The organism is Janthinobacterium sp. PSRC1-1 (genome assembly GCF_049897525.1).
GTDB classification, from domain to species: domain Bacteria; phylum Pseudomonadota; class Gammaproteobacteria; order Burkholderiales; family Burkholderiaceae_D; genus Janthinobacterium; species Janthinobacterium tructae.
Window position 1 is genome coordinate 1 of record NZ_JAFCWK010000005.1, and the last position, 25,244, is coordinate 25,244.

Sequence of the window (25,244 nt, forward strand, 5' to 3'; positions counted from 1 at the left end):
CAAACTGATCATTGGTGCCATGATGCGCAAGCTGGTGCACGTGGCATTCGGCGTGCTCAGGTCGGGGAAAATATTTGATCCGGCCTTGCACGCCGCTTGACGGGGATAACAGTATCTACTTGCATGATTACGCCTTGCCCGGCACGGCCGCCTGGCGGTAGTTGTCGACCATCTTGTAGTTGCGTGCATACAGGCCGAAGGCCAGCATGGCGACGGCGGCGAAGGCGGCAAAGAAGAACATCTGGAAGGCCGTCACGCTGATGCCGCTCTCGGCGATCTTGCCGATCACGCCCTCGTTCATGACGCTGCGGTTGACGATCAGTACCCACAGGTTGCCCACCGTGGTCGACAGATTCCAGAAGCTCATGATGGCGCCCTTCATGGAGACGGGCGCCTGGCTGTAGGCAAACTCCAGACCCGTGGCCGAGACCAGCACTTCACCAAACGTCAGCAGGGCGTACGGCAGGATCTGCCACATGATGGAGACGGCGTTGCCGCTGTCGAGGGCCAGCTGCAAGAGGCCAATGACGATCCAGGCCAGCGAGGAAAAGCCGATACCGGCCGTCATGCGGCGCAGGGCCGTCGCTTCCAGGCCGAAGCGGTTGAGCATCGGGTACAGCACCAGGTTATTGAACGGGATTAAGAGCATCACCAGCATCGGGTTCAGCGCCTGCATCTGCGCCGGCAGGAACCAGCTTGGTTTTTCCATGGTGTTCGCTTGCACGATCCACGTCGAGGCCTTCTGGTCGAACAGCGAGAAGAACGGCGTGACGAGGGCGAAGATGACGAGGATGCGCAACACGGCGCGCACACCTTCGACGGCTTCATCGGGATGGATGCCGCGTGCGCGTTCCAGTTGCATGGCCGTGCCGATGCTGCCGAAGGCCAGCAGCAATACCAGCGCGGTACACGCGGAAATCACGAAGCCCCATTCCGGGATGCTGTAGAACGCATACAGGGCGCCGATCACGCCGACGTAAGCCACATACAGGCCGGGACGCGAACCGCCATCGACGCGGGCCAGCAGGGCGGTGCGGGCCACGCGGGTGAACGAATCGGGATTCGGCGGCGCAGGCGGCACGTGCACGTATTTCTTGGCGCCCATCCAGAAGACGAGGGTGGCGGCCAGCATCATCAGGCCCGGGATGCCGAAGGCGATCGAGGGACCGAAGTCGCGCAGGAACATCGGCATCAGCAGCGAGGCGAAGAAAGAGCCGAAGTTGATGATCCAGTAGAACAGGTCGAATACCAGCTTGGCCTTGTGCTTGTTGGTCTGGTCGAACTGGTCGCCGACGAACGAAGCGACGAGCGGCTTGATGCCGCCGGAACCGAAGGCGATCAGGAACAGGCCGAAATAGAAGCCGTTGACGCTGTTTTCAAACAGGGCCAGGCAGGCATGGCCGGCGCAATACACGAGACTGAGCCAGAAAATGGTGTTGTACTTGCCAAAGAAGCGGTCTGCCAGCCAGCCGCCCAGCAGCGGGAAAAAATACACGCCGATGACGAAGGTGTGGAACACGTGCTTGGCTTCGCCCGTGCGTTGGTCGATCGGGATCATCAGCAGCAAGGTGCTGATGAGGAACGGCGTCAGGATATTGCGCATGCCGTAAAAGCTGAAGCGTTCGCAGCCTTCGTTGGCGATGATGTATGGTATTTGCCGCGGCATTTTGCCCGTGGCGCTGTGTGTCTCGGCCGATGACATTGGCTCTCCCCCAAGTTTTTTTTGTAAGCCGCGATGCTAAGGCCTGCCGCGTTTGCTTGCAACAGAAAAAACGGCCTGTCCGCTATTTCGCAGGGATTTGTAAGGTATTGATTTTCATAAAGACATTACTTTCGGCACTTGGGCTTGCACTTGCACTTGCACGAGCCGGGCGGGGCAGCAGCAGCTGCAGTGGCAGCATGCCCTCCGCTGCGGGACCGTCCGCCAGGGTAAAACCGCAGCCCAGGTACAGGCTCAACGCCGCGTGGTTGTCCTGCGCCACGGCCAGGCACACGCGGCCCAGCTCGGGAATGGCGCAGGCATGCGCGATGGCGGCCTGCAACAGCTGCCGTCCCGCGCCGCGTCCACGCACCTGCGGCGCCACATACACGCCCCACAGACTGGCCTTGTCATGCACGACGGCGATCGGTTCGCGGCGCAGGCCGGCAATGGCGATCAATTGTTCTTCGTTGAAAGCGCCAAATATTATTTGGTGCGAGGTGGTGCGCAAGCGCTGGGCGATCTGTGCCAGCGGCAAGCCGCTTTCCGCTGCGTGCGTGGTGCAGAAGGCGGCGGGCAGTTCGGCGATGCCGGCCAGGCGCAGCGCGCGGTAGGCGCTGGCGTCGTCTGGCGTGAGGGGACGGATAGTGATGGCGGGCATGTCGGCGAGTATCGGGCTTCGATGCCAGAAAGTAAAGCTTGCGCTGCAAGGCAAGCGTCCCTGGCCATCGCGCCCGCAGCCGGCGCAGGGGCGTTACTGCGTGGCGATGCGCTGCATGGGCGCGCTGTCCTTGCGCCATTGTTCCAGGCTGATCAGGTCACCTGTGACGATGTCGTCGACGAGGATGCGCTTGCCGTCGGGCGTGACGACAAAGCTTTCCCAGCGGTGGGCCGCGTCCGGCGTGTTTTCAACAAAGCTTAGCTGGTAGCTGGCGACGCCATCGACAAGGCGCGTCTCGGGCGACGTTTCCATCACGGCGCCATGGGCGCGGCCGCCCGATGCCTTTTCGATATGCGCCGACCACGCCTTGATTTCCGGCAATGCCATCAGCGCATCGACGGCGCGCGCGTTCTGCTCCTGCGCCGCCCGGCTGGGCGCGGACGGGGCATTGCTTGCGTGCGGCGCGGACTGCTGGTGCAGGTAGAACGCGCCGAGTCCGGCGGCCAGCAAGCCGGCCAGGATGCCGGCGATGATGGTGGTTTTGGAAGAAGAGGCGCGTGGCGGCATGATGGTGGCATGAGAAAGAAGGACGATGGCGGCCATGCTAAAGCAAAACGTGCAGGCGGGCAATCGCCGGGCTTGCCAACGGGCTTGCTAACGGGTTTGCCAAACGGGTTTGCCAAATACATAGGCGAAAAAAAGCCACCTTCCGTAGAAGATGGCTTTCGGGGCCGCCGGGGAGGCGCTGGCAGCTTTTGGTCTGCCAGCCCTGTCCCTGCGTATGCGGCCAGTCGCGCCGTCGCCTGCGCGACTGGCCGCAGGACATTACATCATGCCGTCCATGCCGCCCATGCCGCCCATACCACCCATGCCGCCGCCCATGCCGCCGCCTGCTTTGTCGTCAGCGATTTCGCAGACCATGCAGTCGGTTGTCAGCATCAGCGAAGCGATCGAAGCGGCGTTTTGCAGCGCCGAACGGGTCACTTTGGCTGGGTCCAGAACGCCCATTTCCACCATGTCGCCATACGTGCCGTTGGCAGCGTTGTAGCCGTAGTTGCCCGTGCCAGCCAGTACGGCTGCCACGACGACCGACGCTTCTTCGCCAGCGTTTTGCACGATCATGCGCAGTGGCTCTTCCATTGCGCGCAGGACGATCTTGATACCAGCGTCTTGATCAGGATTGTCACCCTTGACCGTGATGTTGGCGCGTGCGCGCAGCAGGGCTACGCCGCCGCCTGGCACGATGCCTTCTTCCACGGCAGCGCGGGTCGCGTGCAGTGCATCTTCAACGCGGGCTTTTTTCTCTTTCATTTCGACTTCGGTGGCTGCGCCAACCTTGATCACGGCAACGCCGCCAGCCAGTTTGGCGACGCGCTCTTGCAGTTTTTCACGGTCGTAGTCCGAGGTCGCTTCTTCGATCTGTACACGCACTTGTTTCACGCGTGCTTCGATCGAGGCAGCTTCGCCGGCGCCATCGATGACGATGGTGTTTTCCTTGCCCACTTCGATGCGTTTCGCCTGGCCCAGTTCGGCCAGGGTCACTTTTTCCAGGGTCAGGCCGACTTCTTCAGCGATCACCTGGCCGCCGGTCAGGACAGCGATGTCTTCCAGCATGGCTTTGCGGCGGTCGCCGAAGCCAGGTGCTTTCACTGCGCACGTTTTCAGGATGCCGCGGATGTTGTTCACCACCAGGGTGGCCAGCGCTTCGCCTTCGATGTCTTCTGCGATGATCAGCAGTGGACGGCCAGCTTTGGCGACTTGTTCCAGTACCGGCAGCAGGTCACGGATGTTCGAGATTTTCTTGTCGCACAGCAGGACGAATGGGCTGTCCAGTACGGCAACTTGCTTCTCCGGGTTGTTGATGAAGTATGGCGACAGGTAGCCGCGGTCGAACTGCATGCCTTCAACGATGTCCAGCTCGTCGTTCAGCGACTTGCCGTCTTCGACGGTGATGACGCCTTCTTTGCCGACTTTTTCCATCGCTTCAGCGATACGCTCGCCGATCGAGTAGTCCGAGTTCGCCGAGATCGCGCCAACTTGGGCGATTTCTTTGGTCGTGGTGCAAGGACGGGCGATTTTCGCCAGTTCTTCGACGGTGGCGGCAACGGCTTTGTCGATACCGCGCTTCAGGTCCATCGGGTTCATGCCGGCGGCAACGAACTTCATGCCTTCGCGCACGATGGCTTGTGCCAGCACGGTCGCGGTGGTGGTGCCGTCGCCGGCGTTGTCGCTGGTGCGGGAAGCAACTTCCTTGACCATTTGCGCGCCCATGTTCATGAGCTTGTCTTTGAGTTCAACTTCTTTCGCTACCGATACACCATCCTTGGTGACGGTAGGGGCGCCGAACGAGCGCTCCAGGACGACGTTGCGGCCTTTCGGGCCCAGCGTTACTTTGACTGCGTTGGCGAGGATATTGACGCCTTCGACCATCTTGGCGCGCGCTGCGTCGCCGAATACTACTTCTTTAGCTGCCATGTTCAATTCTCCTGAGTTTCGGGATGTATCTGTCTACAACGTGGAAACAATTACTTGACGACGATCGCCATGATGTCTTCTTCGCGCATGACCAGCAGCTCATCGCCGTCAACTTTAACGGTTTGGCCGGCGTACTTGCCGAACAGGACGCGGTCGCCCACTTTGACATCCAGAGGACGGACTTTGCCGTCGTCGAGAATCTTGCCATTGCCTACGGCAAGGACTTCGCCTTGATCCGGTTTTTCAGCAGCTGCATCAGGAATGATGAGGCCGGACGCAGTTTTGGTTTCCTGGTCGAGGCGTTTGACGATGACGCGATCGTTCAATGGGCGCAGATTCATACAAAACTCCTTAAAGTTCAATGGATAAGTGTTGCTAAATGAATACATGTCCGGCACAGCGCCAGACCTGCTTTCAGTGACCGCCGTTGAAAGCAGCCCGCAACGGTCAAGCAAACCCCAGGTCATCCTGTCCTTGCCTGTCTGCGGCAGTGGTGCATCGCGGCGTCGCCCGCCGCGTAGCGTTCCCTGCAGTGGTCTGGCAAGCACCATCAGTCCTGAGGATTGCTACGAAAGAGTTTGTTAGCACTCTCTACTAACGAGTGCTAATTATAGGGACGCTAAGGGTCAACTTCAAGGGCTTATTCGAAGGGAACATATAGATAGATGCTGAGCAGAGCCTGCATCTACACAGGGTTTGCGCCAGCGCAAGCCGCGCTCCCGGGCGTCAGCAACAGCGCGGACTCTAGCATGCCGTCCGGAGAGACGGCGTTCCTGTACGCACAGGAAACAGAGATTGACTATGAAATTTGATAAGATGATTGCAATTGCATATCAATATCGCCACATATAGTCACTTGCTCCAGAAAGAACGCCATGCCATTTCCTGTATCCCGTCCCGCGCTGCGCCTGCTGGGCGCTACCATTATCGGCCTCGCCTGCCTGGGCAATGCTGGCGCGCACACGCCCACCATCGTCGACGAGATCACCGTGGCGGCCCTGACGCCGCTGGAAAAGGACATGCTGCTTAAGGACCTGTTCAACGACCTCAACAAGGATGACGACGACCAGGAAGCGCATGTGTGGGACAACGGCGGCGACCGCGGCGTGCTGGTGAAAGTCACGTATAACTTCAGCAACTCCGGCATGACGGAACACAGCCTGAAGGCGCACGTCTGCCGCGACCTGAAATTCGTCGTCACGGCGGGCGGCAAGTCGCAGGACCTGAGTCGCCGCACCTGTTCGCAGAACAGCGGCAAGTGGGACGTGCAGGGGAAGGACCCGGCGCCCGTCGTGTCTCCGCCTTTCCTGTCCGACGTGACCATCGCCAGGCTCAATGCGAAGGAACAGCAAGCCTTGCTGACGGCCGCCGTGCGGACCTTGAAAGATGAAGAGGATGGCAAGACGCGCCACTGGAGCAACAAGGGCCTGGGCAATGCGGTACCGCTGGCAGTGCGCCTGACGCCCTCGGGGACGGACGCCAAGCCTGGCAGCTACCGCCGCACTTGCCGCGACTTGACGATGGTGCTTGACGGCAAGGGCGGACAACAGACGCTGGTGCGCCGCTCGTGCGAAAACCGCTATGGCGGACTCGATATCGAAGCCGATTACGTCGACGAGTAAAACGCTGCCATCGCGGCGCCGGCAGATGCGCGCACTTGGCGAAAAGCGCCGGAAAAAGCCGGTATTGTCCGCCAACTGCCCCGCATTGATGTAAATATGTGTGACAGCGGCGTGATTCGATTGACGCCCATGGAGCGTCCGCCCTATAGTGGCGGGATGATTTCCGAATTCAACGAATTATCCGACAAAATAGGCCTGCTGGCCGAAATGACCCATGCGCTGCGCCGTGAAAACGCGCAACTGCGCAAGGACAATGCCGCGCTGGCCGCCGACAACGCCCTGTATGTGCAGCGCATGCGCGAGGCGCAGGAGCGGGTGGAAGCGTTGCTGGAAAAAATTCCCGAACTGGTGCAAGCTGGCCTGGAGCAAGCCGCTTCGGAAGCGGGCGCCTATATTGCCGAGAACGAGAAGGAAGCGTAATGCCGCGTGTCGATGTCAATATCATGGGCCAGTCCTACAGCATGGTGTGCCGCGACGGCGAAGAGCGCGCGCTGCGCGAAGCGGCGATCTATCTCGATAGTAAAATGAAAGCCATCCGCGACGCGGGCAAGGTCAAGGGAAATGACCGCATCGCCGTGCTGGCCGCCCTGGGCGTGGCCGCCGAATTCCTTTCCGTGAAGTCGCCGCAAGGTCCGCTGTCGGAGCTGACGATACTCGAAGTGAAGCAGAAAATATCGGCCATGCACACCGTCCTGGATAGCGCATTGACGCCCCAGGAAAACCTTTTTTAAACACCGAACCAAACCTGCTGCGCGTCGCGACTTGCGGCCTGCGATGCTCTCTGTGCATTCGCACAGTTGCACTTCTCGACCACAATTCACTTCCGCTCGCTACGGTTTTGTTCAGTGTTATTAATTGGATTTTAAGCGGACACAGTACGATTTGTCTTTGCGATGCGCGACCAAAGGAGTAAACTTGGGTCTACCCTGCGGTGTTCGCGATTGCCATATATTCCTTGAACCATTTATGCGCATCGGTTGCGAATTTTGTTTGATGGGAGTGAGCGTCGCTCGTTCGACGAACCCGAAATTGAACTAACGTGACCACCTTGAACCGTTTGGTTCGGGATGCCGGCATAGCGGCACAGGCGGGGCCTAATTTGCATTACCACTGAAAACGGTTGCCGCATCATGCGCAACCGTTTTTTTACGTCTGTCGCTTTCACACGGAGTCTAGATGAAACAATATTGGCTGATGAAATCCGAACCCGATGAAGTGAGCATCGACGACCTGATGGCCGCGCCCGAGCGCACCATGCCGTGGTTCGGCGTGCGCAACTACCAGGCGCGCAACTTCATGCGCGATGGCATGCAGCCCGGCGATGGCGTGCTGTTTTATCATTCCAGCTGCCCGCAGCCGGGTGTGGCGGGCGTGGCCGAAGTGGCCAGCGGCGCGTATCCCGATCACAGCCAGTTTGAAGAGGGTGGGAAGTATTTCGATCCGAAGGCGACGCCTGAACAGCCGCGCTGGATCAGCGTCGACGTGCGCGGCGTGAAGAAGACGGCGCTGCTGCCCCTGTCCGAGATGCGCCAGATGCCGGAACTGGAAGACATGCTGCTGTTGAAGAAGGGCAGCCGCCTGTCCATCACGCCCGTGACGCCGGCGCAATGGAAAGTGATTACCAGCAGGTTGAAGGCCTAGGGCGGCCGATCAGGCGTCCGCCACGCGGGCCTTGGTGGGCGGCGTGCCCATTACCTGGCTTTTGTATGCCCACACCAGCAGCGCGATGGCGCCGACGATCATCGGCAAGGACAGCATCTGGCCCGAGGTGATCGGCACGCCCAGCCACACGACTTCCCAGTCCGGCGTGCGGAAGTATTCCGTGAAGAAGCGCGCGCAGCCGTACAGCAGGGTGAACATGGCGCCCACGGCCATGCGCGGACGCTGCTTGCGCGCATACAGCCACAGGATGATGAACACCAAAATGCCGTCGACCAGCATCTGGTACAGGGGCGACGGGTGCACGGGATAGGGAATGCCCGGCCACTGCATGGCCCACGGCAGGGTGTCCGGCGCGATGCGGCCCGGCAGTTCTGCATTGATGAAGTTGCCCAGGCGGCCGGCCGCATAACCGAGCGGTACCAGCGGGGCGATGAAGTCGAGCACGTCGAACAGGTTGCGTCCCGCCTTGCGGCTCCACAGATACATGGCCAGGATGACGCCCAGGAAGCCGCCATGGAAGGACATGCCGCCATGCCAGACCATGAAGATCTCGAGCGGATTGTGCATGAAGTATTCGGGGCGGTAGAACAGCACTTCGCCCAGGCGCCCGCCGATCACCACGCCCAGCATGCCGTAGAACAGCATGTCATCGAGGTCTTCCTTCTTCCAGCCCAGCACGGCGATGTGCGGCTGCTTGATGCGCACGCGGCCCAGGAGTATGAACAGGGCGAAGGCCAGCACGTACATCAGGCCGTACCAGTGCACGGCGAGCGGGCCGATTTGTATGGCGATCGGGTCGGGCATCGGGTGGATCAGCATGGAGTTTCTTTCTTTGTTTAAAGCCAAGGTTGCGTAGTATGGGGGCGCTTGCGGTTTTTTGCCTTAGCGGCCACTTAATTTAATCGGCAGTCGCGCTGATCTGCTTGCGCAGCAGCGCCAGGAAACCCTGCAGCACGGCGGACGGATTGTCGCGGCGCCAGGCCAGGCCCGTTTCCACCAGCGGCGTGGCGTCCTGCAGCGGCCTGTATTCTACGCCCGGGCGCATCAGATTCGATACCGATTGTGGCACAAGCGCGATGCCCATGCCAGCCGAGACGAGGCTAACGATGGTTTGCATCTGGATCGCTTCCTGGCCGATCTGCGGCGTGATGCTGGCCGCGCGGAACACGCCGAGGATCGCGTCGTGCAGGGCGGGCGAGATCGCGCGCGGGAAAATGATCAAAGGCAGGGGCGGCAAGTCGCGCAGGCGCACGGGGCCGGGCGACTTCAATATGGCGAGGCCGGACGGCGCGGCCAGCACCAGCCCTTCGGCCAGCACGGGCAGGTAGTCGAGCTCTCCTTTCGCCTTCTCGGGCAGGGGCGGGATCAGCAGGCCCGCATCCGTGCGCCCGGCCAGCAATTCATCGAGCTGCAAGTCGGAGGTGGCTTCCTGCAGCGCGATCTGCACCTGCGGATAGGCCGTCTGATAAGCGCGCAGCAAGGGCGGCAGCACGCTGTAGTCGGCCGAGGAAACGAAAGCCAGGCTCAGACGCCCCGCCTCGCCCTGCGCGGCCCGCCGTACCAGCGCGGGCAAATCGAGCGCCTGCGCCAGCAGCCGACGCGCCTCGGGCAGCAGGGCCGTGCCGGCCGGCGTCAGCTGCACCTCGCGCCGGGTGCGCACGAACAGGGGCGCGCCCAGCAGTTCTTCCAGCGCCATGATGGTTTGCGACAGCGGTGGCTGCGTCATGTGCAGGCGCGCGGCGGCGCGGCCGAAGTGCAATTCCTCGGCGACGGTGACAAAGTAGCGCAGCTGGCGCAGTTCCAGATTCATATGTGTTTCCATGCGGATTGATTGCTGTGATATGTAAAACGACTCACAGACACGTGCATCATATATTTGACAGTGGGGCGCGCACAAGGCAATCTGGCGTACCCCCACTGCATGCAGGGTTTTGTTGCAAACCCGCGCAGTCCGGCACCCATTACTCTTGGAAGGTCCCCATCATGCCGCAATACCGCTCCCGCACCACCACCCACGGCCGCAATATGGCTGGCGCCCGCGCCCTGTGGCGCGCCACCGGCATGAAGGACGGCGATTTCGACAAGCCGATCATCGCCGTCGTCAACTCGTTTACCCAGTTCGTGCCCGGTCACGTGCACCTGAAAGACCTGGGGCAGATGGTGGCGCGCGAAATCGAGGCGGCCGGCGGCGTGGCCAAGGAATTCAATACCATCGCCGTCGATGACGGCATCGCCATGGGCCACGGCGGCATGCTGTATTCGCTGCCCTCGCGCGACCTGATCGCCGACTCCGTCGAATACATGGTCAACGCCCACTGCGCCGACGCCATGGTGTGCATCTCGAACTGCGACAAGATCACGCCGGGCATGCTGATGGCCGCCATGCGCATCAACATCCCCGTCGTGTTTATTTCCGGCGGGCCGATGGAAGCGGGCAAGGTCGTCAAGGTGGTCAACGGCACGCAGAAGATCATCAAGCTCGATCTGGTCGACGCCATGATCAAGGCGGGCGACAGCAGCGTCTCTGACGCCGACGTGGCGGAAATCGAACGCTCGGCCTGCCCGACCTGCGGTTCCTGCTCCGGCATGTTTACGGCCAACTCGATGAACTGCCTGACCGAAGCGCTGGGCCTGGCCCTGCCCGGCAACGGCACGATTCTGGCCACGCACTCGGACCGCCAGCAGCTGTTCCTGCGCGCAGGCCGTCTGATCGTCGAACTGGCCAAGCGCCATTACGAGCAGGACGATTACTCGGTGCTGCCGCGCTCGATCGCCACCAAGGCCGCATTTGAAAATGCCATGGCGCTCGACGTCTCCATGGGCGGCTCGACCAACACCGTGCTGCACTTGCTGGCCGCCGCGCACGAGGCGGAAGTGGCATTCACGATGGCCGACATCGACCGCATCTCGCGCAAGGTGCCGTGCCTGTGCAAGGTGGCGCCGATGACGGACAAATACCATATCGAAGACGTGCACCGTGCGGGCGGCATCGTGGGGATTCTGGGCGAACTGGCGCGCGCCGGCCTGCTCAACACCACTTTACCGACCATCCACGCGCCGACCCTGGCCGACGCCATCGCGCAAAACGACATCATGTGCACGGACAATCCGGCCGTGCATGAGTTGTTCCGCGCCGCCCCGGGCGGCGTGCCGACGCAGACGGCGTTCTCGCAGTCGGAGCGTTTTGCGGCCGTCGACACGGACCGCGCCACCGGCTGCATCCGCGACAAGGCGCATGCGTATTCGCAGGACGGCGGCCTGGCGGTCCTGTACGGCAACCTGGCCGAAAAGGGCTGCATCGTCAAGACGGCCGGCGTCGATGAAAGCATTTTGAAATTCTCGGGCAAGGCGCGCGTGTTCGAAAGCCAGGATACCGCTGTTGAAGCGATTCTGGCCGATACCGTGCATGAGGGCGACGTCGTCATCATCCGCTACGAAGGCCCGAAAGGCGGTCCCGGCATGCAGGAAATGCTGTATCCGACTTCGTACATCAAATCGAAGGGCCTGGGCAAGGCGTGCGCGCTGTTCACGGACGGACGCTTCTCGGGCGGCTCCTCGGGTCTGGTGATCGGCCACGCGTCGCCGGAAGCGGCCGAAGGCGGCGCCATCGGTCTGGTGGAAGAGGGCGACTTCATCGACATCGACATCCCCGAGCGCACGATCAACCTGCGCGTCACGGACGCCGAGCTGGCCGCGCGCCGCGCCGCCATGGAAGCGAAGGGCGACGATGCCTGGCTGCCCGTCAACCGCGAGCGCTACGTGTCGCAGGCGCTGCAAGCGTATGCGGCGCTGACGACGTCGGCCGACCGCGGCGCCGTGCGCGACCTGTCGCAGTTGAAAAAGCAGAAACGCTGATTTGTTGTATAAGTGCGACGGCCGGCCCCGTTTGACCGTGCGGGGCCTGCTGTCGTTACATCGCCTTACAAACAACATGGTCAGGCGCGCGCAGATGGGGCAGAATATGAGTGCCTAATCGCTACTACATTGCGTTACTACATTGAAACGCTTGATCTGGGCTCGTGGTGCATCTGCGGAAACACAGTAAAATGCCGCAGGAAGTAACTTTGGAGAAAAGACAATGAAACGTTTTATGTTGGTGAGTGTATTGACCGTATCGGCTCTGGCATCGCAAGCAGCGTTGGCCAATCCGGATCTGGCGAAAGCAAAAAACTGCATGGCTTGCCATGCGGTGAGCACGAAACTGGTGGGTCCTGCGTATAAAGACGTGGCGGCCAAATATGCCGGTCAAAAAGACGCGGAAGCCAAGCTCGTGGCGAAAGTCATGAAGGGCGGTTCCGGCACCTGGGGCGCGATCCCGATGCCAGCCAATCCGCAAGTGAGCGATGCGGAAGCCCGCACCCTGGTTAAATGGGTACTGGCACAGAAATAATCTGTGCCGCAGTACCTGCAATTAGCGCGCCGGCAATCCCGGCGCATTTTTTTTGCCCAAACCCAGGAGCAGATACCGTGCTAGCCGACGGACTGGGCATCCCCGTCCGGCTCCCTGTCCTGGTTTCATGATTCAATGCATTGCGGCCAGCGACTGGCGTGGCAGCTTGCGCTGCCGCGCCCCGCAGCAGGTTCTGTTATTTGATCACTTCCATTTTCGTCTTCTTGCCGTCCCGATAGGTGAACAAAGTCAGCGCGCCATCCTTGATGTCGCCGTTGGCATCGAACGAGATCGGACCCGTCACGCCCTGGTAGTGCACCTTGGCCAGGAATGGCAGGTAGACGGACGGTTTCGACGATTTGGCGTCGGCCATGGCGGTGGCCATGGTCATCACGGCATCGTAGACGTACGGCGCGTACAGCTGCACTTCCATATTGTATTTCTGCTTGTAGCGGGCGCGGAAATCGTCCATGCCTTTTTGCTGCGCGCCCGTCACGCCGCCCGCTTCCGCGCAGGTGACCATGTCTTCGCCCACGGCGTCGCCCGCCAGCTTGCCCAGCGGTTCCGTGCACAAGCCATCGCCACCCATGAACTTGGCCTTGATGCCCAGCGCCTTCATCTGGCGCAGCATGGGGCCGCCCACGGAATCCATGCCGCCAAAGAAGATCAGGTCGGGATTTTTGGATTTGATGCTGGTCAGGATGGCATTGAAGTCGGTCGCGTTGGCATTGGTAAATTCCTTGCCGACGATTTGCACGCCTGGCGCCGCCTTCTTGGCGCCCTTGACGAACTGTTCCGCCACGCCCTGGCCGTAGGCCGTGCGGTCATCGATGACGGCGATTTTCTTCGCCTGCAGCTTGCCCACGGCATACGCGCCCAGCGTTCCCCCCAGCTTGTTGTCATTGGCCACCACGCGGAAGGCCGTATTGAATTTCTGCTGCGTGTACGTCGGGTTGGTGGCGGCCGGCGAAATCTGCGGGATGCCGGCATTGAAGTAAATGCGCGAGGCGGGAATCGTCGTGCCCGAGTTCAGGTGGCCGACCACGCCGTTGACCTTGGCGTCGACCAGCTTTTGCGCCACGGCCGTGCCCTGCTTGGGGTCGGCCGCGTCATCTTCGGGTACCAGCACGAATTTGACGACTTTGCCGTCGATCTTGAAGCCTTTGGCGTTCAAGTCTTCGATGGCCATCTTGGCCGCGTTCTCGTTATCCTTGCCCAGGTGGGAGCTGGCGCCAGAGACCGGGGCGACGTGGCCTATCTTGATGATTTCCTGCGCGCCCGCATGGCCGGCAAAAGCGAGGGCGAGAGCGAGCGGAAGGACTTTGGTCTTGAGCAGCATAAACATTCTCCAATGGATAAAGATACGGCGGCGTCTCGTGAAAACCGCTTCGAATGGCGGTACGTGTGAAGCAAGGTACAACAAAAAACAGGCGGCGCAAAGCCGCTTTTGGGGCTTTTTGCATTTTGTCGCAACAATCACCAAAGTGAGGCGCGATGCACCGGTTTAGCAGGCGCGAGCGCACCAAAGAATGGCGTTGTAGAGAATACAGGTGTAGGAGAAGTCGGACCTCAAAGGTCCTGAAACTGACAACACCTGACAAAACCGTAGCGAGCGGAAGGGAGAGGTGGCTAAGAAGCGCAACCGTACTTTAGTACGGTGAGCATCGCAGGCCGCCTATACCGACGCGCAGTAGGTTTTGACAGGTGTCACTGCAAATGTCCCAGCTCATGGCTGACCGCATGCGCCACGATCTGTTCCAGCGATTGCTGCAAGTCTGCGCGCAGGGCGCCGCGCATGCCGATCAGGGCGTTTTGCAGGGCCGTCTGCAGCACGTGGGCGATGCGCTCTTCCAGCAGATGGTCGATCTTGCCCTGCACCTGGTGCAATATGCGCTGCGTCAGGCGTGCTTCGATGGCGTCCCAGTCGGGCTGCGCCAGCGTCGGCGGCAACGCCGGCGTTGCCTCGACAACAGGCTCGGCTGGGATGGCGGGCGCCACCTCAGCCACCTCCGGCCCCAGCAACACCTCCGTCAGCAGGGGGATGCCCGGGTCGAATGGCTGCTGGCTCATGTCTTTCCTGCCACGAAGTGCGTGGGCTGCACGTTGTGCTGGCGGTAGTGCAGGAAGCGCTGGCGGCCCGCCTGCGCATCTTGCTCCTCCATGGAAACGATCTCGAAGACGCGCTGGAACTGCGCGTAATTGGCGGGCGGCAGCTGCGACAGGTTGACGAGGATGTCGTGGTGCGGCAGCTCCGCCGCTTCGTCATCGGTCAGGATGATGGGCGTTTGCGCCGCCAGCGGGTCGCCGGCCAGCACGTGCGGCAGGAAATCCGTGGTGGAAATGGTCCACATGGCGCTGTTCAAGGCGTCGAGCTGGGCGCCATCTTGCGCCAGCACGACCACCTTGTTGCCGGCCATGTAGGCCTTGCGCGCCAGACGGCAGGCGTAGGCCAGCTTGTCCGGCACGTTGCTGTGAAAATCGACGCGGCTCATGGCGCTCAGGCTGCCATGCCGCTGTGGCGCAGCAGGGCGTCGATCGACGGTTCGCGGCCACGGAAGGCCGTGAACGATTCCAGCGCCGGGCGCGAGCCGCCGACGGACAGAATTTCCTGCAGGTAACGCTTGCCCGCCGCCGTGGTGGCGGCCGGTCCCAGCGCGCGGGCTTCCTCGAAGGCCGCATAGGCGTCGGCGGACAGCACCTCGGCCCACTTGTAGCTGTAGTAGCCGGCCGCGTAGCCGCCGGCAAAGATATGCCCGAAGGCATTCTGGAAGCGGTTGAACGGGGGCGGGATGATCAGCGCGAACTTGGCGCGCACGCCATCGATCAGCTGCTGCACGCTCTGGCCCGTGCTGGCATCGTAGTCATAGTGCAAATGCATGTCGAGCAGGGAGAATTCCACCTGGCGCAGGGTTTGCAGGCCGGACTGGAAATTCTTGGCCGCCAGCATCTTGTCATACAGCGCGCGCGGCAGCGGCTCGCCCGTGACGGCATGCGCCGTCATGTGTTCGAGCACTTCCCATTCCCAGCAGAAGTTTTCCATGAATTGCGACGGCAGTTCCACGGCATCCCATTCGACACCAGAAATACCCGACACGCCCAGCTCGTCGACGACGGTGAGCATATGGTGCAGGCCGTGGCCGAATTCGTGGAACAGGGTGATCACTTCGTCGTGGGTAAACAGCGCTGGCTGAACCTGGCCATCGACCACGGCCGGCTGCGTGAAGTTGCAGGTCAGATAAGCGATCGGCGTTTGCACGTGTTGTGCGTCGGCGCGGCGGCCGCGCGCGTCGTCCATCCAGGCGCCGCCGCTCTTGCCTTCGCGCGCATACAGGTCCAGGTAGAACTGGCCGACCAGCTGGCCGTCGCGCTCGATGCGGTAAAAGCGCACGTCCGGGTGCCAGACGGGCGCCGCGTCAAGCTTGATCTCGACGTTGAACAGGTTCTGGATCTGGCGGAACAGGCCGTCGATCACCTTGTGTTCAGGGAAATACTGTTTGACTTCCTGGGCCGAGAACGCGTAGCGGCGTTCCTGCAGCTTTTCGGAAGCGTATGGCACGTCCCACGCCTGCAGCTCGTCCAGGCCCAGTTCTTCCTTGGCGAATTGCTTGAGTTCTGCCAGGTCCTTCTCGGCGAACGGACGCGCGCGTTGGGCCAGGTCTTCCAGGAAAGCGATGACTTGCGCGGGCGAGGTGGCCATTTTGGACACCAGCGACACTTCGGCGAAATTGGCGTAGCCGAGCAGTTGTGCCTCTTCGTTGCGCAGTCGCAACAGGGTGACGATGTTCTGCGTGTTGTCCCACTCGTCTTTCTTGCTGAAGACCTCGCCCTGGTCCGACGCCTTGGTGGCGTTGGCGCGGTAGATGGTTTCGCGCAGCGCGCGATTATCGGCAAATTGCAGGATCGGGTAATACGACGGGAAGTGCAGCGAGAATTCATAACCCGCTTTGCCCGCTTTTTCGGCGGCGGCGCGCGCGGCGGCCTTCACGTCGTCGGGCAAGCCAGCCAGGTCGCTTTCGTTCTCGACCAGCAACTTGTAGTCATTCGTGGCGTCGAGCACGTTTTCGGAAAAACGCGTACCGACGGCCGCATGTTCTTCCTGGATGGCGCCAAAGCGCTCTTTCTTGTCCTCGGGCAACTCGGCGCCGCCCAGGCGGAAGTCGCGCACGGCATTGTCGACGATGCGCCGGCGCGCCGGCGACAGGCTGGCGAAAGCGGGGCTCGCTTGCAGTTGCTTGTATTTGCCGAAGAGGATGTCGTTCTGGCCCAGTTCGGTCAAGAACTCCGTCACCTTGGGCAGGTTCGCATTGTAGGCGGCGCGCAATTCCGGCGTATCGATCACGCTATTCAAGTGGTTGACGATGCTCCAGGCGCGGCCCAGGGTTTCGGCGATCTGGTCCTGGGGGGCGACGAAGTTGTCCCAGCTCACTTCTTCCATGGGCGCTTCCAGCTGCGCCACCGTGGCGCGCGCCTGTTCCAGGAGGGTATCGATGGCAGGCGTGACATGCTCGTGCGTGATCGCGTCGAAGCGTGGCAGGCCGGAAAAATCAAGCAGGGGATTGGGTTTCATCGTCGGTTCCATATAGTAAGAGGGGCGGTCATGCCGCCCCGGTGTCGTTACACGCGCTCTGCGGCCTCGACGGTATTCATCAGCAACATCGTGATCGTCATCGGGCCCACGCCACCCGGCACGGGCGTGATGTGCGAGGCTACTTCTTTCACGCCGGCAAAATCCACGTCACCGCACAGCTTGCCGTCATCGTCGCGGTTCATGCCCACGTCGATGACGATGGCGCCCGGCTTGACCATGTCGGCCGTCAGGGTGTTACGGCGGCCGACGGCGGCCACGACCACGTCCGCCTGGCGCGTGTACAGGCCCAGGTCCGGGGTCGCACTATGGCAGATGGTGACGGTGGCATTCGCTTGCAAGAGCAGCAGGGCCATCGGCTTGCCGACGGTGTTGCTGCGGCCGATGACGACGGCGTGCTTGCCGCGCAGGTCGACGCCCGTGCTTTCGATCAGTTTCATGCAGCCATACGGCGTGCACGGACGGAAGCCGGGCAAGCCCGTCATCAGTTCGCCGGCGCTCAGCACGGAATAGCCATCGACGTCTTTCGTCGTGGAGATCGCTTCGATGACCTTGTGCGGGTTGATGTGTTTGGGCAAGGGCATTTGCACGAGGATGCCGTGGATGGCGGGGTCCGCGTTCAGGCTGGCGATGCGTGCCAGCAAGTCCGCTTCGGACAGGTCCGCTTCATATTTTTCCAGCACCGAGTGGAAACCCACGTCGCCGCACGCCTTGACCTTGTTGCGGACATACACCTGGCTGGCCGGGTCTTCGCCGACGAGGATCACGGCCAGGCCGGGCTGGGTGCCCTTGGCTGTGAGGGCGGCGGCGCGCGTGGCGATCTCGCTGCGCAGTTTTTGGGAGAGGGCGATTCCGTCGATCAGTTGTGCTGGCATGGTAGGGTGGCTGAGAGCTGTGGGAGGGAAAAGACAGATTATAAAGCCGGGCGGCGCAAAGGGGCGGTTTTGGCTATGCAAAGGCGACACAACAGCGGGCCAGAGACGCGGGCCTGAGAAAATGCCGATGGCGGCGTTGCGGCTCCTGGCCGTACTGGCGTACTGTCTGCGTCGCCGCGCCTTGCCCTCGACATTTTTCAGGCCCGCTTGGCCCGGTATGCCTGTGCGGACGACTGGGGCGTTAATGCGTTTTGCTGGTGTGCTGGTGGCCTAGGGAGCGCAAGGGTCTGCGGTTCTTTTGGCGCCGTTTTTGGCACTTTGATCATCCTAATTTCCGGGCAGAATTTGCGGCAGTGCAGCATAAATTTCATAGGGTAATTTCATAATATGAAATGCTATATCGTAATTTGAAAAATAGTAAATACGCTGTTAGAATCCCCACACTAAACCGACTTAATAGTAAATAATCAGCGAAATACCGTCCGACAGCGATCCGGAAAATCGGGGTGGGGCGTTCACAAAGGAGACTCAACAGATGTCAGCTCAACTGAACCAGGTAACGACACAGATCGGCACCGACCCGGATATGCAGGAAACCAAGGAGTGGCTGGACGCGCTCGAAGCCGTTCTGGAAAATGAAGGTCCGGAACGCGCGCATTACCTGATGGAGCGCATGGTTGACCTGGCCCGCCGCCGCGGCGCCCAGATCCCGTTCTCCAGCACCACCGCCTACGTCAATACCATCCCCACCAAGCAAGAAGCACACTGTCCCGGCAACCTGGAATACGAAGAGCGCCTGCGCTCGTGGATGCGCTGGAACGCCATGGCCATGGTGGTCAAGGCCAACCGCGCCGACGGCGACCTGGGTGGCCACTTGTCCTCGTTCGCTTCGCTGGCGAACATGCTGGGCATCGGTTTCAACCACTTCTGGCACGCGCCAACGGCCGACCACGGCGGCGACCTGCTGTACATCCAGGGCCACTCCTCGCCCGGCGTCTACGCGCGCGCCTTCCTCGAAGGCCGTTTGACGGAAGAGCAAATGCTGAATTTCCGCAAGGAAGTCGACGGCAAGGGCCTGTCTTCGTACCCGCATCCAAAACTGATGCCTGACTTCTGGCAGTTCCCGACCGTGTCGATGGGCCTGGGCCCGCACATGGCGATCTACCAGGCGCGCTTCCTGAAATACCTGCACGCACGCGGCATCGCCAAGACCGACAACCGCAAGATCTGGGCTTTCTGCGGCGATGGCGAGATGGACGAGCCAGAGTCCTTGGGCGCGATCGGCCTGGCCGCACGCGACATGCTCGACAACCTGGTCATCGTGGTCAACTGCAACCTGCAGCGCCTGGACGGCCCTGTGCGCGGCAACACCAAGATCATCCAGGAACTCGAAGGCGAATTCCGTGGCGCCGGCTGGAACGTCGTCAAGGTCATCTGGGGTCCGGGCTGGGACGCCCTGCTGGCGCAAGACAAGGAAGGCATCCTGCAGCGCGTGATGATGGAAACCGTCGACGGCGAATACCAGAACTACAAAGCGAAAGACGGCGCCTACGTGCGCAAGCATTTCTTCGGCAAGCATCCGAAGCTGCTGGAAATGGTTGCCAACATGACCGACGACGACATCTGGCGCCTGACCCGTGGCGGCCACGATCCGCACAAGATCTACGCAGCCTTCAAGATCGCCCAGGAACACAAGGGCCAGCCAACCGTCCTGCTGGTGAAAACCGTCAAGGGCTACGGCATGGGCAAGTCCGGCGAAGCGCGCAACACGGCGCACCAGACGAAAAAACTCGACGATGAAGCCATCCGCGAAATGCGCGACCGCTTCTCGCTGCCTATCCCTGACGACAAGCTGGCCGATATTCCGTTCTTCAAGCCAGCCGACGACGCGCCGGAAATGGTCTACCTGCACGAGCGCCGCAAGGCCCTGGGCGGCTACCTGCCGCAGCGCCGCCAGAAGTCGGAAGAAACCCTGCCAGTGCCTGGCCTGGACGTGTTCAAGAACGTGCTCGATGCCACGCCGGAAGGCCGTGAAATCTCGACCACGCAAGCATTCGTGCGCGTCATCTCGACCCTGCTGAAAGACCCGAACCTGGGCCAGCGCGTGGTGCCTATCCTGGTCGATGAATCGCGTACCTTCGGCATGGAAGGCCTGTTCCGCCAGATCGGCATCTACAACCCGAAAGGCCAGTTGTACGAGCCGGTCGACAAAGACCAGGTCATGTACTACCGCGAAGACAAGGCTGGCCAGATCCTGCAAGAGGGCATCAACGAAGCGGGCGGCATGAGCTCGTGGATCGCCGCGGCGACGTCGTATTCGACCAACGACCGCATCATGATCCCGTTCTACACCTTCTACTCGATGTTCGGCTTCCAGCGCATCGGCGACCAAGTGTGGGCGTCGGCCGACATGCGCGCCCGCGGCTTCCTGATGGGCGGCACGGCCGGCCGTACGACCCTGAACGGCGAAGGCTTGCAGCACGAAGATGGCCACAGCCATATCTTCGCCGCGACCATCCCGACCTGCATGCCGTACGATCCGACCTTCAGCCATGAAGTTGCCGTCATCATCCAGGACGGCCTGCGCCGCATGATCGCCAACCAGGAAGATGTGTTCTACTACATCACGATCATGAACGAGAACTACGCCCAGCCAGGCATCAAGCCAGGCCAGGAAGAAGGCATCCTGAAAGGCATGTACAAGCTGCAGGAAGGCCAGGCTGACGCCAAGCTGCGCGTACAGCTGATCGGCTGCGGCACCATCCTGCGCGAATCGATCTTCGCCGCCGAACTGTTGCAAAACGACTGGGGCGTGGCTGCGGACGTGTGGTCGGCGCCGTCGCTGACCCTGGTGGCCCGCGATGGCCAGGATGCGGAACGCTGGAACATGGTCAACCCGTCGAAACAGCAGCGCGTGCCTTACGTGACGTCGCTGATGCAGGACACGGACGGCCCGATCGTCGCCACGACCGACTACATGCGCGCGTTTGCAGAACAGATCCGCGCCTTCATGCCGAAGGGCCGCACCTACAAAGTGCTGGGCACCGATGGCTTTGGCCGCTCGGACAGCCGCGCCAAGCTGCGCGAGTTCTTCGAAGTGAACCGTTATTATGTCACCGTGGCCGCGTTGAAATCGCTGGCTGACGAAGGCAAGATCGACGTGTCGGTGGTGGAGCAGGCGATCGCCAAGTACGGCATCGACGCGAACAAACCGAATCCGGTGACCCAGTAATCGTTGTGCGGACCCGATGATGCCAGGGCGGTGCGAAAGCGCCGCCCTGGCGTGTGTGCGGGTCCATCTGACAAATAAAATAACGGAGCAAGCTATGAGCATTGTGGAAGTCAAAGTCCCGGATATCGGCGATTTCAAGGAAGTCGAGATCATTGAACTGATGGTCAAGCCAGGCGACACGGTCAAGGTTGACCAGTCCCTGATCACGGTCGAATCGGACAAGGCCAGCATGGAAATTCCATCGAGCCATGCCGGTGTCGTCAAGGAATTGAAAGTCAACGTGGGCGACAAGATCGCCGAAGGTTCGCTGGTGCTGCTGCTGGAAGTGGCGGATGACGCGTCCGCTCCGGCACCTGCCGCCGCCGCTGCGCCTGCACCGGCAGCCGCGCCAGTTGCTGAAGCCGCCGCTGCCGCCACACCTGCCGCCACCCCTGCGCCAGCCGCCGGCGGTCTGGTCGAAGTGACCGTGCCCGATATCGGCGACTTCAAGGAAGTCGAAGTCATCGAATTGATGGTCAAGGTCGGCGACACGATCAAGGTGGACCAGTCGCTGCTGACGGTCGAATCGGACAAGGCCAGCATGGAAATCCCATCGAGCCACGCCGGTATCGTCAAGGAATTGAAGGTCAAGGTCGGCGACAAGGTCGCCAAGGGTAGTCTGGTGCTGGTGGTGGAAACGACTGGTGGCGCCGCCGCTCCTGCCGCTGCCGCACCGGCTGCCGCCCCTGCACCGGCCGCGCAAGCTGCCGCCGCGCCAGCCGCCGCCGTCGCTTCGGCGCCGGTCGCCGCTGCACCAGCACCTGCCGCCGCGCCTGCCGTCAACGGCAAGCTGGCGCACGCGTCGCCATCGATCCGCAAGTTCGCGCGCGAACTGGGCGTGGAGCTGGCCAGCGTGGGCGGTTCCGGTCCGAAGGGCCGCATCACCCAGGAAGACGTGCAGAACTTCGTCAAGGGCGTGATGTCGGGCGCTGTCGCCGCACCAGGCGCCGCCAATGCGGCGCCGGTCGCCAAGGCCGGTTCCGGCGTGGGCCTGGATCTGCTGCCATGGCCGTCGCTGGACTTCAGCAAATTCGGCACGACCGAACTGCTGCCGCTGTCGCGCATCAAGAAAATCTCGGGTCCGAATTTGCACCGCAACTGGGTCATGATCCCGCACGTCACGCAGTTCGACGAAGCGGATGTGACGGACCTCGAAGCGTTCCGCGTCGATACCAACGCGGCCAATGCGAAGAACAAGGATGCGGCCAAGCTGACCATGCTGGCCTTCGTCATCAAGGCGTCCGTCGCCGCGCTGAAGAAATTCCCCGCGTTTAACGCCTCGCTCGACGCCAAGGGCGAGAACCTGATCCTCAAGCAGTACTACAACATCGGCTTCGCGGCCGACACGCCGAATGGCCTGGTGGTCCCCGTGATCAAGGGCGTGGACCAGAAGTCGGTCTCGCAGATCGCCCGCGAAATGACGGAACTGTCGCTGCAGGCGCGCGAAGGCAAGCTGAAACCGGCCGACATGCAGGGCGCCAGCTTCACGATTTCGTCCCTGGGCGGCATCGGCGGCACGCACTTCACGCCTATCGTGAATGCGCCGGAAGTGGCGATTCTCGGTCTGTCGAAAGCCTCGATCAAGCCGGTATGGGATGGCAAGGCCTTCCAGCCACGTCTGATGATGGGCACCTCGCTGTCCTACGACCACCGCGTGGTCGATGGCGCGATGGGCGCGCGATTCTCCGTGTACCTCGGCGAAGTCCTGGCCGACATGCGCAAAATTCTGCTGTAAGGAGCGATTGATGAGCACAGTAGAGGTAAAAGTACCGAACATCGGCGACTTCAAGGAAGTCGAAGTCATCGAACTGATGGTCAAGGTGGGCGACACCATCAAGGTGGACCAGTCGCTGATCACGGTCGAATCGGACAAGGCCAGCATGGAGATTCCGTCGACCCACGCCGGCGTCGTGAAGGAAGTCAAGGTCAAGGTCGGCGACAAGATCGCCGAAGGCAGCGCCTTGCTGGTGGTGGAAGCGACTGAAGGCGCGGCGGCTGCCGCACCAGCGGCTGCTCCTGCTCCTGCGCCAGCGGCAGCACCTGCTGCGGCTCCGGCTCCGACAGCAGCGCCTGTTGCCGCCATCCCGGCCGGCAATTACAGCGGCCAGGTCGATATCGACGTCGACATGATGGTGCTGGGCGGCGGTCCTGGCGGTTATTCGGCGGCGTTCCGCGCGGCCGATCTGGGCCTGAGCACCGTCATCGTCGAGCGCTACGCCACCCTGGGCGGCGTGTGCCTGAACGTGGGCTGCATCCCGTCGAAGGCGCTGCTGCACGTCGCTTCCGTCATCGACGAGACGGCGCACATGGGCAATACCGGCGTGACGTTTGCCAAGCCGACGATCGACATCGACCAGGTGCGCAAGTACAAGGAAGGCGTGATCTCGAACATGACGGGCGGTTTGGCCGGCATGGCCAAGGCGCGCAAGACGCAAGTCGTCACGGGCGTGGGCCAGTTCCTCAGCGCGAACCACATCGAAGTGACGGCAGGCGACGGCTCGAAAAAAGTCGTGCAGTTCAAGCAAGCCATCATCGCCGCCGGTTCGTCCGTGGTGAAGCTGCCCTTCGTGCCGGAAGACCCGCGCATCGTCGATTCGACGGGCGCGCTGGAATTGCGCCAGATCCCGAAACGCATGCTGGTCATCGGCGGCGGCATCATCGGCCTGGAAATGGCGACCGTATATTCGACCTTCGGCGCGCGCATCGACGTGGTCGAAATGATGGATGGCCTGATGCAGGGCGCCGACCGCGACGCCGTCAAGGTATGGCAGAAGTTCAATGAAAAACGCTTCGACAACATCATGACCAAGACCAAGACGGTGGCCGTAGAGGCTCTGCCGGAAGGCATCAAGGTCACGTTTGAAGCGGCCGAAGCGGGCGCCACGGCGCCGGCGCCGCAAATCTACGACCTGGTGCTCGTCGCCGTGGGCCGCAGCCCGAACGGCAAGAAGCTCGCGGCCGACAAGGCCGGCGTGCAGGTGACGGACCGTGGCTTCATCAACGTCGACAGCCAGATGCGCACCAACGTGCCGAACATCTTCGCCATCGGCGATCTGGTCGGCCAGCCGATGCTGGCGCACAAGGCCGTGCATGAAGCCCACGTGGCAGCGGAAGCTGCCGCAGGCCAGAAGTCGCACTTCGACGTCAAGGTGATCCCGTCGGTCGCCTACACGGACCCGGAAGTGGCATGGGCCGGCATCACGGAAGACGAAGCGAAAGCCAAGGGCATCAAGGTCGAGAAGGGCCACTTCCCGTGGGCCGCCTCGGGCCGCGCCGTGGCCAACGGCCGCGCCGAAGGCTTCACCAAGCTGCTGTTCGATGCGGAAACGCACCGCATCATCGGCGGCACCATCGTCGGCACGCACGCGGGCGACATGATTGGTGAAATCGCGCTGGCCATCGAAATGGGCTGCGACGGCACCGACATCGGCAAGACCATCCACCCGCACCCGACGCTGGGTGAATCGATCGGGATGGCCGCCGAAGTGTACGAAGGCGTGTGCACGGACTTGCCGCCACCGCGCAAGCGTTGATGTTGTAGCGCTGTGTCGTAGCACTAAAAACCCCGCAAGCGATTGCGGGGTTTTTTATTATCCAACTACGATTAAACACCTCATCGGCAGCACCGTCGTCGGCACGCATACGGGCGACAGGTGAACGATGAAGCGGCGAAATCGCGCTGGCCATCGAAATGGGCTGCGACGGCACCGACATCGGCAAGACCATCCACCCGCACCCGACGCTGGGCGAGTCGATCGGTAGGTTGGCAAAAGCGCGCCGAAGTGTACGAAGGCGTGTGCACGGACTTGCCGCCGCCGCGCAAGCGCTGATAAAGAGTTAACTTTCAGTACAAGAAACCGGGACGTGTTCCCGGTTTTTTTATTTTCATTGACCTGCGGCATAGTAAACCGTGGCGCGGCGGTGTCTTGTGAAAATTGGTGAGTATTGCCGTGTGGAAAAAGTGGCAGAATGAGGGTCTGTCACCATGTTTGCTTCAATAGCAG

The 25,244-nt window shown here is 61.6% G+C and carries 21 protein-coding genes, 1 other RNA gene and 1 pseudogene; 11 read left to right on the forward strand and 12 right to left on the reverse strand.

The genetic code is table 11. From position 1 onward, the window contains the following. A pseudogene (locus ACP7DW_RS11785) lies at window positions 1–100 on the forward strand (IS110 family transposase); the annotation flags it as partial. A gap of 27 nt (window positions 101–127) precedes the next feature. On the opposite strand, the gene ACP7DW_RS11790 reads toward ACP7DW_RS11785, so the two are convergent. The 5 genes from ACP7DW_RS11790 to groES form a co-directional block, all read right to left on the reverse strand. After that, window positions 128–1,702: an oligopeptide:H+ symporter gene (locus ACP7DW_RS11790; protein ID WP_426055762.1), complete on the reverse strand. Its 1,575-nt coding sequence runs from the start codon at window positions 1,700–1,702 to the stop codon at window positions 128–130. Between the two features lie 82 nt (window positions 1,703–1,784). Beyond that, window positions 1,785–2,360 (reverse strand): GNAT family N-acetyltransferase, encoded by a 576-nt coding sequence (locus tag ACP7DW_RS11795; RefSeq protein WP_426055761.1) that lies wholly within the window; start codon window positions 2,358–2,360, stop codon window positions 1,785–1,787. Window positions 2,361–2,453: 93 nt separating this feature from the next. Next, entirely contained in the window at window positions 2,454–2,963 is a 510-nt protein-coding gene (locus tag ACP7DW_RS11800) for a hypothetical protein (RefSeq protein WP_426055760.1), read from the reverse strand. A 222-nt stretch (window positions 2,964–3,185) separates the two neighbouring features. Further along, window positions 3,186–4,835 (reverse strand): chaperonin GroEL, encoded by a 1,650-nt coding sequence (groL, locus tag ACP7DW_RS11805; RefSeq protein WP_010400981.1) that lies wholly within the window; start codon window positions 4,833–4,835, stop codon window positions 3,186–3,188. 50 nt (window positions 4,836–4,885) lie between these two features. Then, window positions 4,886–5,176 (reverse strand): co-chaperone GroES, encoded by a 291-nt coding sequence (groES, locus tag ACP7DW_RS11810; RefSeq protein WP_010400979.1) that lies wholly within the window; start codon window positions 5,174–5,176, stop codon window positions 4,886–4,888. A gap of 534 nt (window positions 5,177–5,710) precedes the next feature. On the opposite strand from groES, the gene ACP7DW_RS11815 reads away from it, so the two are divergent. The 5 genes from ACP7DW_RS11815 (at window position 5,711) to ACP7DW_RS11835 (ending at window position 8,098) form a co-directional block, all read left to right on the forward strand. Continuing rightward, window positions 5,711–6,457 carry a hypothetical protein gene (locus ACP7DW_RS11815; RefSeq protein ID WP_426055759.1) on the forward strand — a complete coding sequence of 249 codons (747 nt, stop codon included), beginning with the start codon at window positions 5,711–5,713 and terminating at the stop codon, window positions 6,455–6,457. Window positions 6,458–6,586: 129 nt separating this feature from the next. Further along, a complete protein-coding gene (locus tag ACP7DW_RS11820; protein WP_306558416.1) occupies window positions 6,587–6,877 on the forward strand; it encodes a DUF904 domain-containing protein in 291 nt (96 codons plus the stop codon). Continuing rightward, window positions 6,877–7,188, forward strand: a complete 312-nt coding sequence (locus ACP7DW_RS11825; protein ID WP_034747344.1) for a cell division protein ZapA — start codon at window positions 6,877–6,879, stop codon at window positions 7,186–7,188. The genes ACP7DW_RS11820 and ACP7DW_RS11825 overlap by 1 nt, the downstream gene beginning before the upstream one ends. A gap of 189 nt (window positions 7,189–7,377) precedes the next feature. After that, window positions 7,378–7,555: non-coding RNA, 6S RNA (gene ssrS / locus ACP7DW_RS11830), on the forward strand. 78 nt (window positions 7,556–7,633) lie between these two features. Beyond that, on the forward strand, window positions 7,634–8,098 hold the full coding sequence (locus tag ACP7DW_RS11835; protein ID WP_426055758.1) for an EVE domain-containing protein: 465 nt from the start codon (window positions 7,634–7,636) through the stop codon (window positions 8,096–8,098). Window positions 8,099–8,107: 9 nt separating this feature from the next. On the opposite strand, the gene lgt is transcribed toward ACP7DW_RS11835, so the two are convergent. Continuing rightward, a complete protein-coding gene (lgt, locus tag ACP7DW_RS11840) occupies window positions 8,108–8,938 on the reverse strand; it encodes a prolipoprotein diacylglyceryl transferase (protein ID WP_426055757.1) in 831 nt (276 codons plus the stop codon). A 79-nt stretch (window positions 8,939–9,017) separates the two neighbouring features. Further along, a complete protein-coding gene (locus tag ACP7DW_RS11845) occupies window positions 9,018–9,929 on the reverse strand; it encodes a LysR family transcriptional regulator (RefSeq protein ID WP_426055756.1) in 912 nt (303 codons plus the stop codon). Window positions 9,930–10,102: 173 nt separating this feature from the next. On the opposite strand from ACP7DW_RS11845, the gene ilvD reads away from it, so the two are divergent. Both ilvD and ACP7DW_RS11855 read left to right on the forward strand, forming a co-directional pair. Continuing rightward, window positions 10,103–11,974 carry a dihydroxy-acid dehydratase gene (ilvD, locus tag ACP7DW_RS11850; protein ID WP_426055755.1) on the forward strand — a complete coding sequence of 624 codons (1,872 nt, stop codon included), beginning with the start codon at window positions 10,103–10,105 and terminating at the stop codon, window positions 11,972–11,974. Between the two features lie 223 nt (window positions 11,975–12,197). Continuing rightward, window positions 12,198–12,509 carry a c-type cytochrome gene (locus ACP7DW_RS11855; protein WP_099762392.1) on the forward strand — a complete coding sequence of 104 codons (312 nt, stop codon included), beginning with the start codon at window positions 12,198–12,200 and terminating at the stop codon, window positions 12,507–12,509. A gap of 196 nt (window positions 12,510–12,705) precedes the next feature. Here ACP7DW_RS11855 and ACP7DW_RS11860 read toward each other — a convergent pair whose 3' ends face one another. The 5 genes from ACP7DW_RS11860 to folD all read right to left on the reverse strand — a co-directional run bounded on the left by ACP7DW_RS11860 (window position 12,706) and on the right by folD (window position 17,969). After that, complete coding sequence (locus ACP7DW_RS11860) at window positions 12,706–13,848, reverse strand: branched-chain amino acid ABC transporter substrate-binding protein (protein ID WP_071075745.1); 1,143 nt, start codon at window positions 13,846–13,848, stop codon at window positions 12,706–12,708. Between the two features lie 368 nt (window positions 13,849–14,216). After that, entirely contained in the window at window positions 14,217–14,579 is a 363-nt protein-coding gene (locus tag ACP7DW_RS11865; protein ID WP_426055754.1) for a hypothetical protein, read from the reverse strand. Beyond that, the gene (locus ACP7DW_RS11870) at window positions 14,576–15,001 is read right to left on the reverse strand and encodes a DNA polymerase III subunit chi (RefSeq protein WP_426055753.1); all 426 of its coding nucleotides are present in this window, start codon (window positions 14,999–15,001) and stop codon (window positions 14,576–14,578) included. Before ACP7DW_RS11870 ends, ACP7DW_RS11865 begins: the two co-directional genes overlap by 4 nt. Window positions 15,002–15,006: 5 nt before the next feature. Beyond that, entirely contained in the window at window positions 15,007–17,076 is a 2,070-nt protein-coding gene (locus ACP7DW_RS11875) for a M3 family metallopeptidase (RefSeq protein WP_426055752.1), read from the reverse strand. A 47-nt stretch (window positions 17,077–17,123) separates the two neighbouring features. Continuing rightward, window positions 17,124–17,969 (reverse strand): bifunctional methylenetetrahydrofolate dehydrogenase/methenyltetrahydrofolate cyclohydrolase FolD, encoded by an 846-nt coding sequence (gene folD, locus ACP7DW_RS11880; RefSeq protein ID WP_298410066.1) that lies wholly within the window; start codon window positions 17,967–17,969, stop codon window positions 17,124–17,126. A gap of 535 nt (window positions 17,970–18,504) precedes the next feature. Between folD and aceE the strand changes: the two genes are divergently transcribed. From aceE to lpdA, 3 genes are all read left to right on the forward strand, one after another. Continuing rightward, complete coding sequence (aceE, locus tag ACP7DW_RS11885; protein WP_426055751.1) at window positions 18,505–21,201, forward strand: pyruvate dehydrogenase (acetyl-transferring), homodimeric type; 2,697 nt, start codon at window positions 18,505–18,507, stop codon at window positions 21,199–21,201. Window positions 21,202–21,295: 94 nt separating this feature from the next. Then, entirely contained in the window at window positions 21,296–22,975 is a 1,680-nt protein-coding gene (gene aceF, locus ACP7DW_RS11890; protein ID WP_426055750.1) for a dihydrolipoyllysine-residue acetyltransferase, read from the forward strand. Between the two features lie 10 nt (window positions 22,976–22,985). After that, complete coding sequence (gene lpdA, locus ACP7DW_RS11895; protein ID WP_426055749.1) at window positions 22,986–24,773, forward strand: dihydrolipoyl dehydrogenase; 1,788 nt, start codon at window positions 22,986–22,988, stop codon at window positions 24,771–24,773. The last annotated feature ends 471 nt before the right edge of the window (window positions 24,774–25,244 follow it).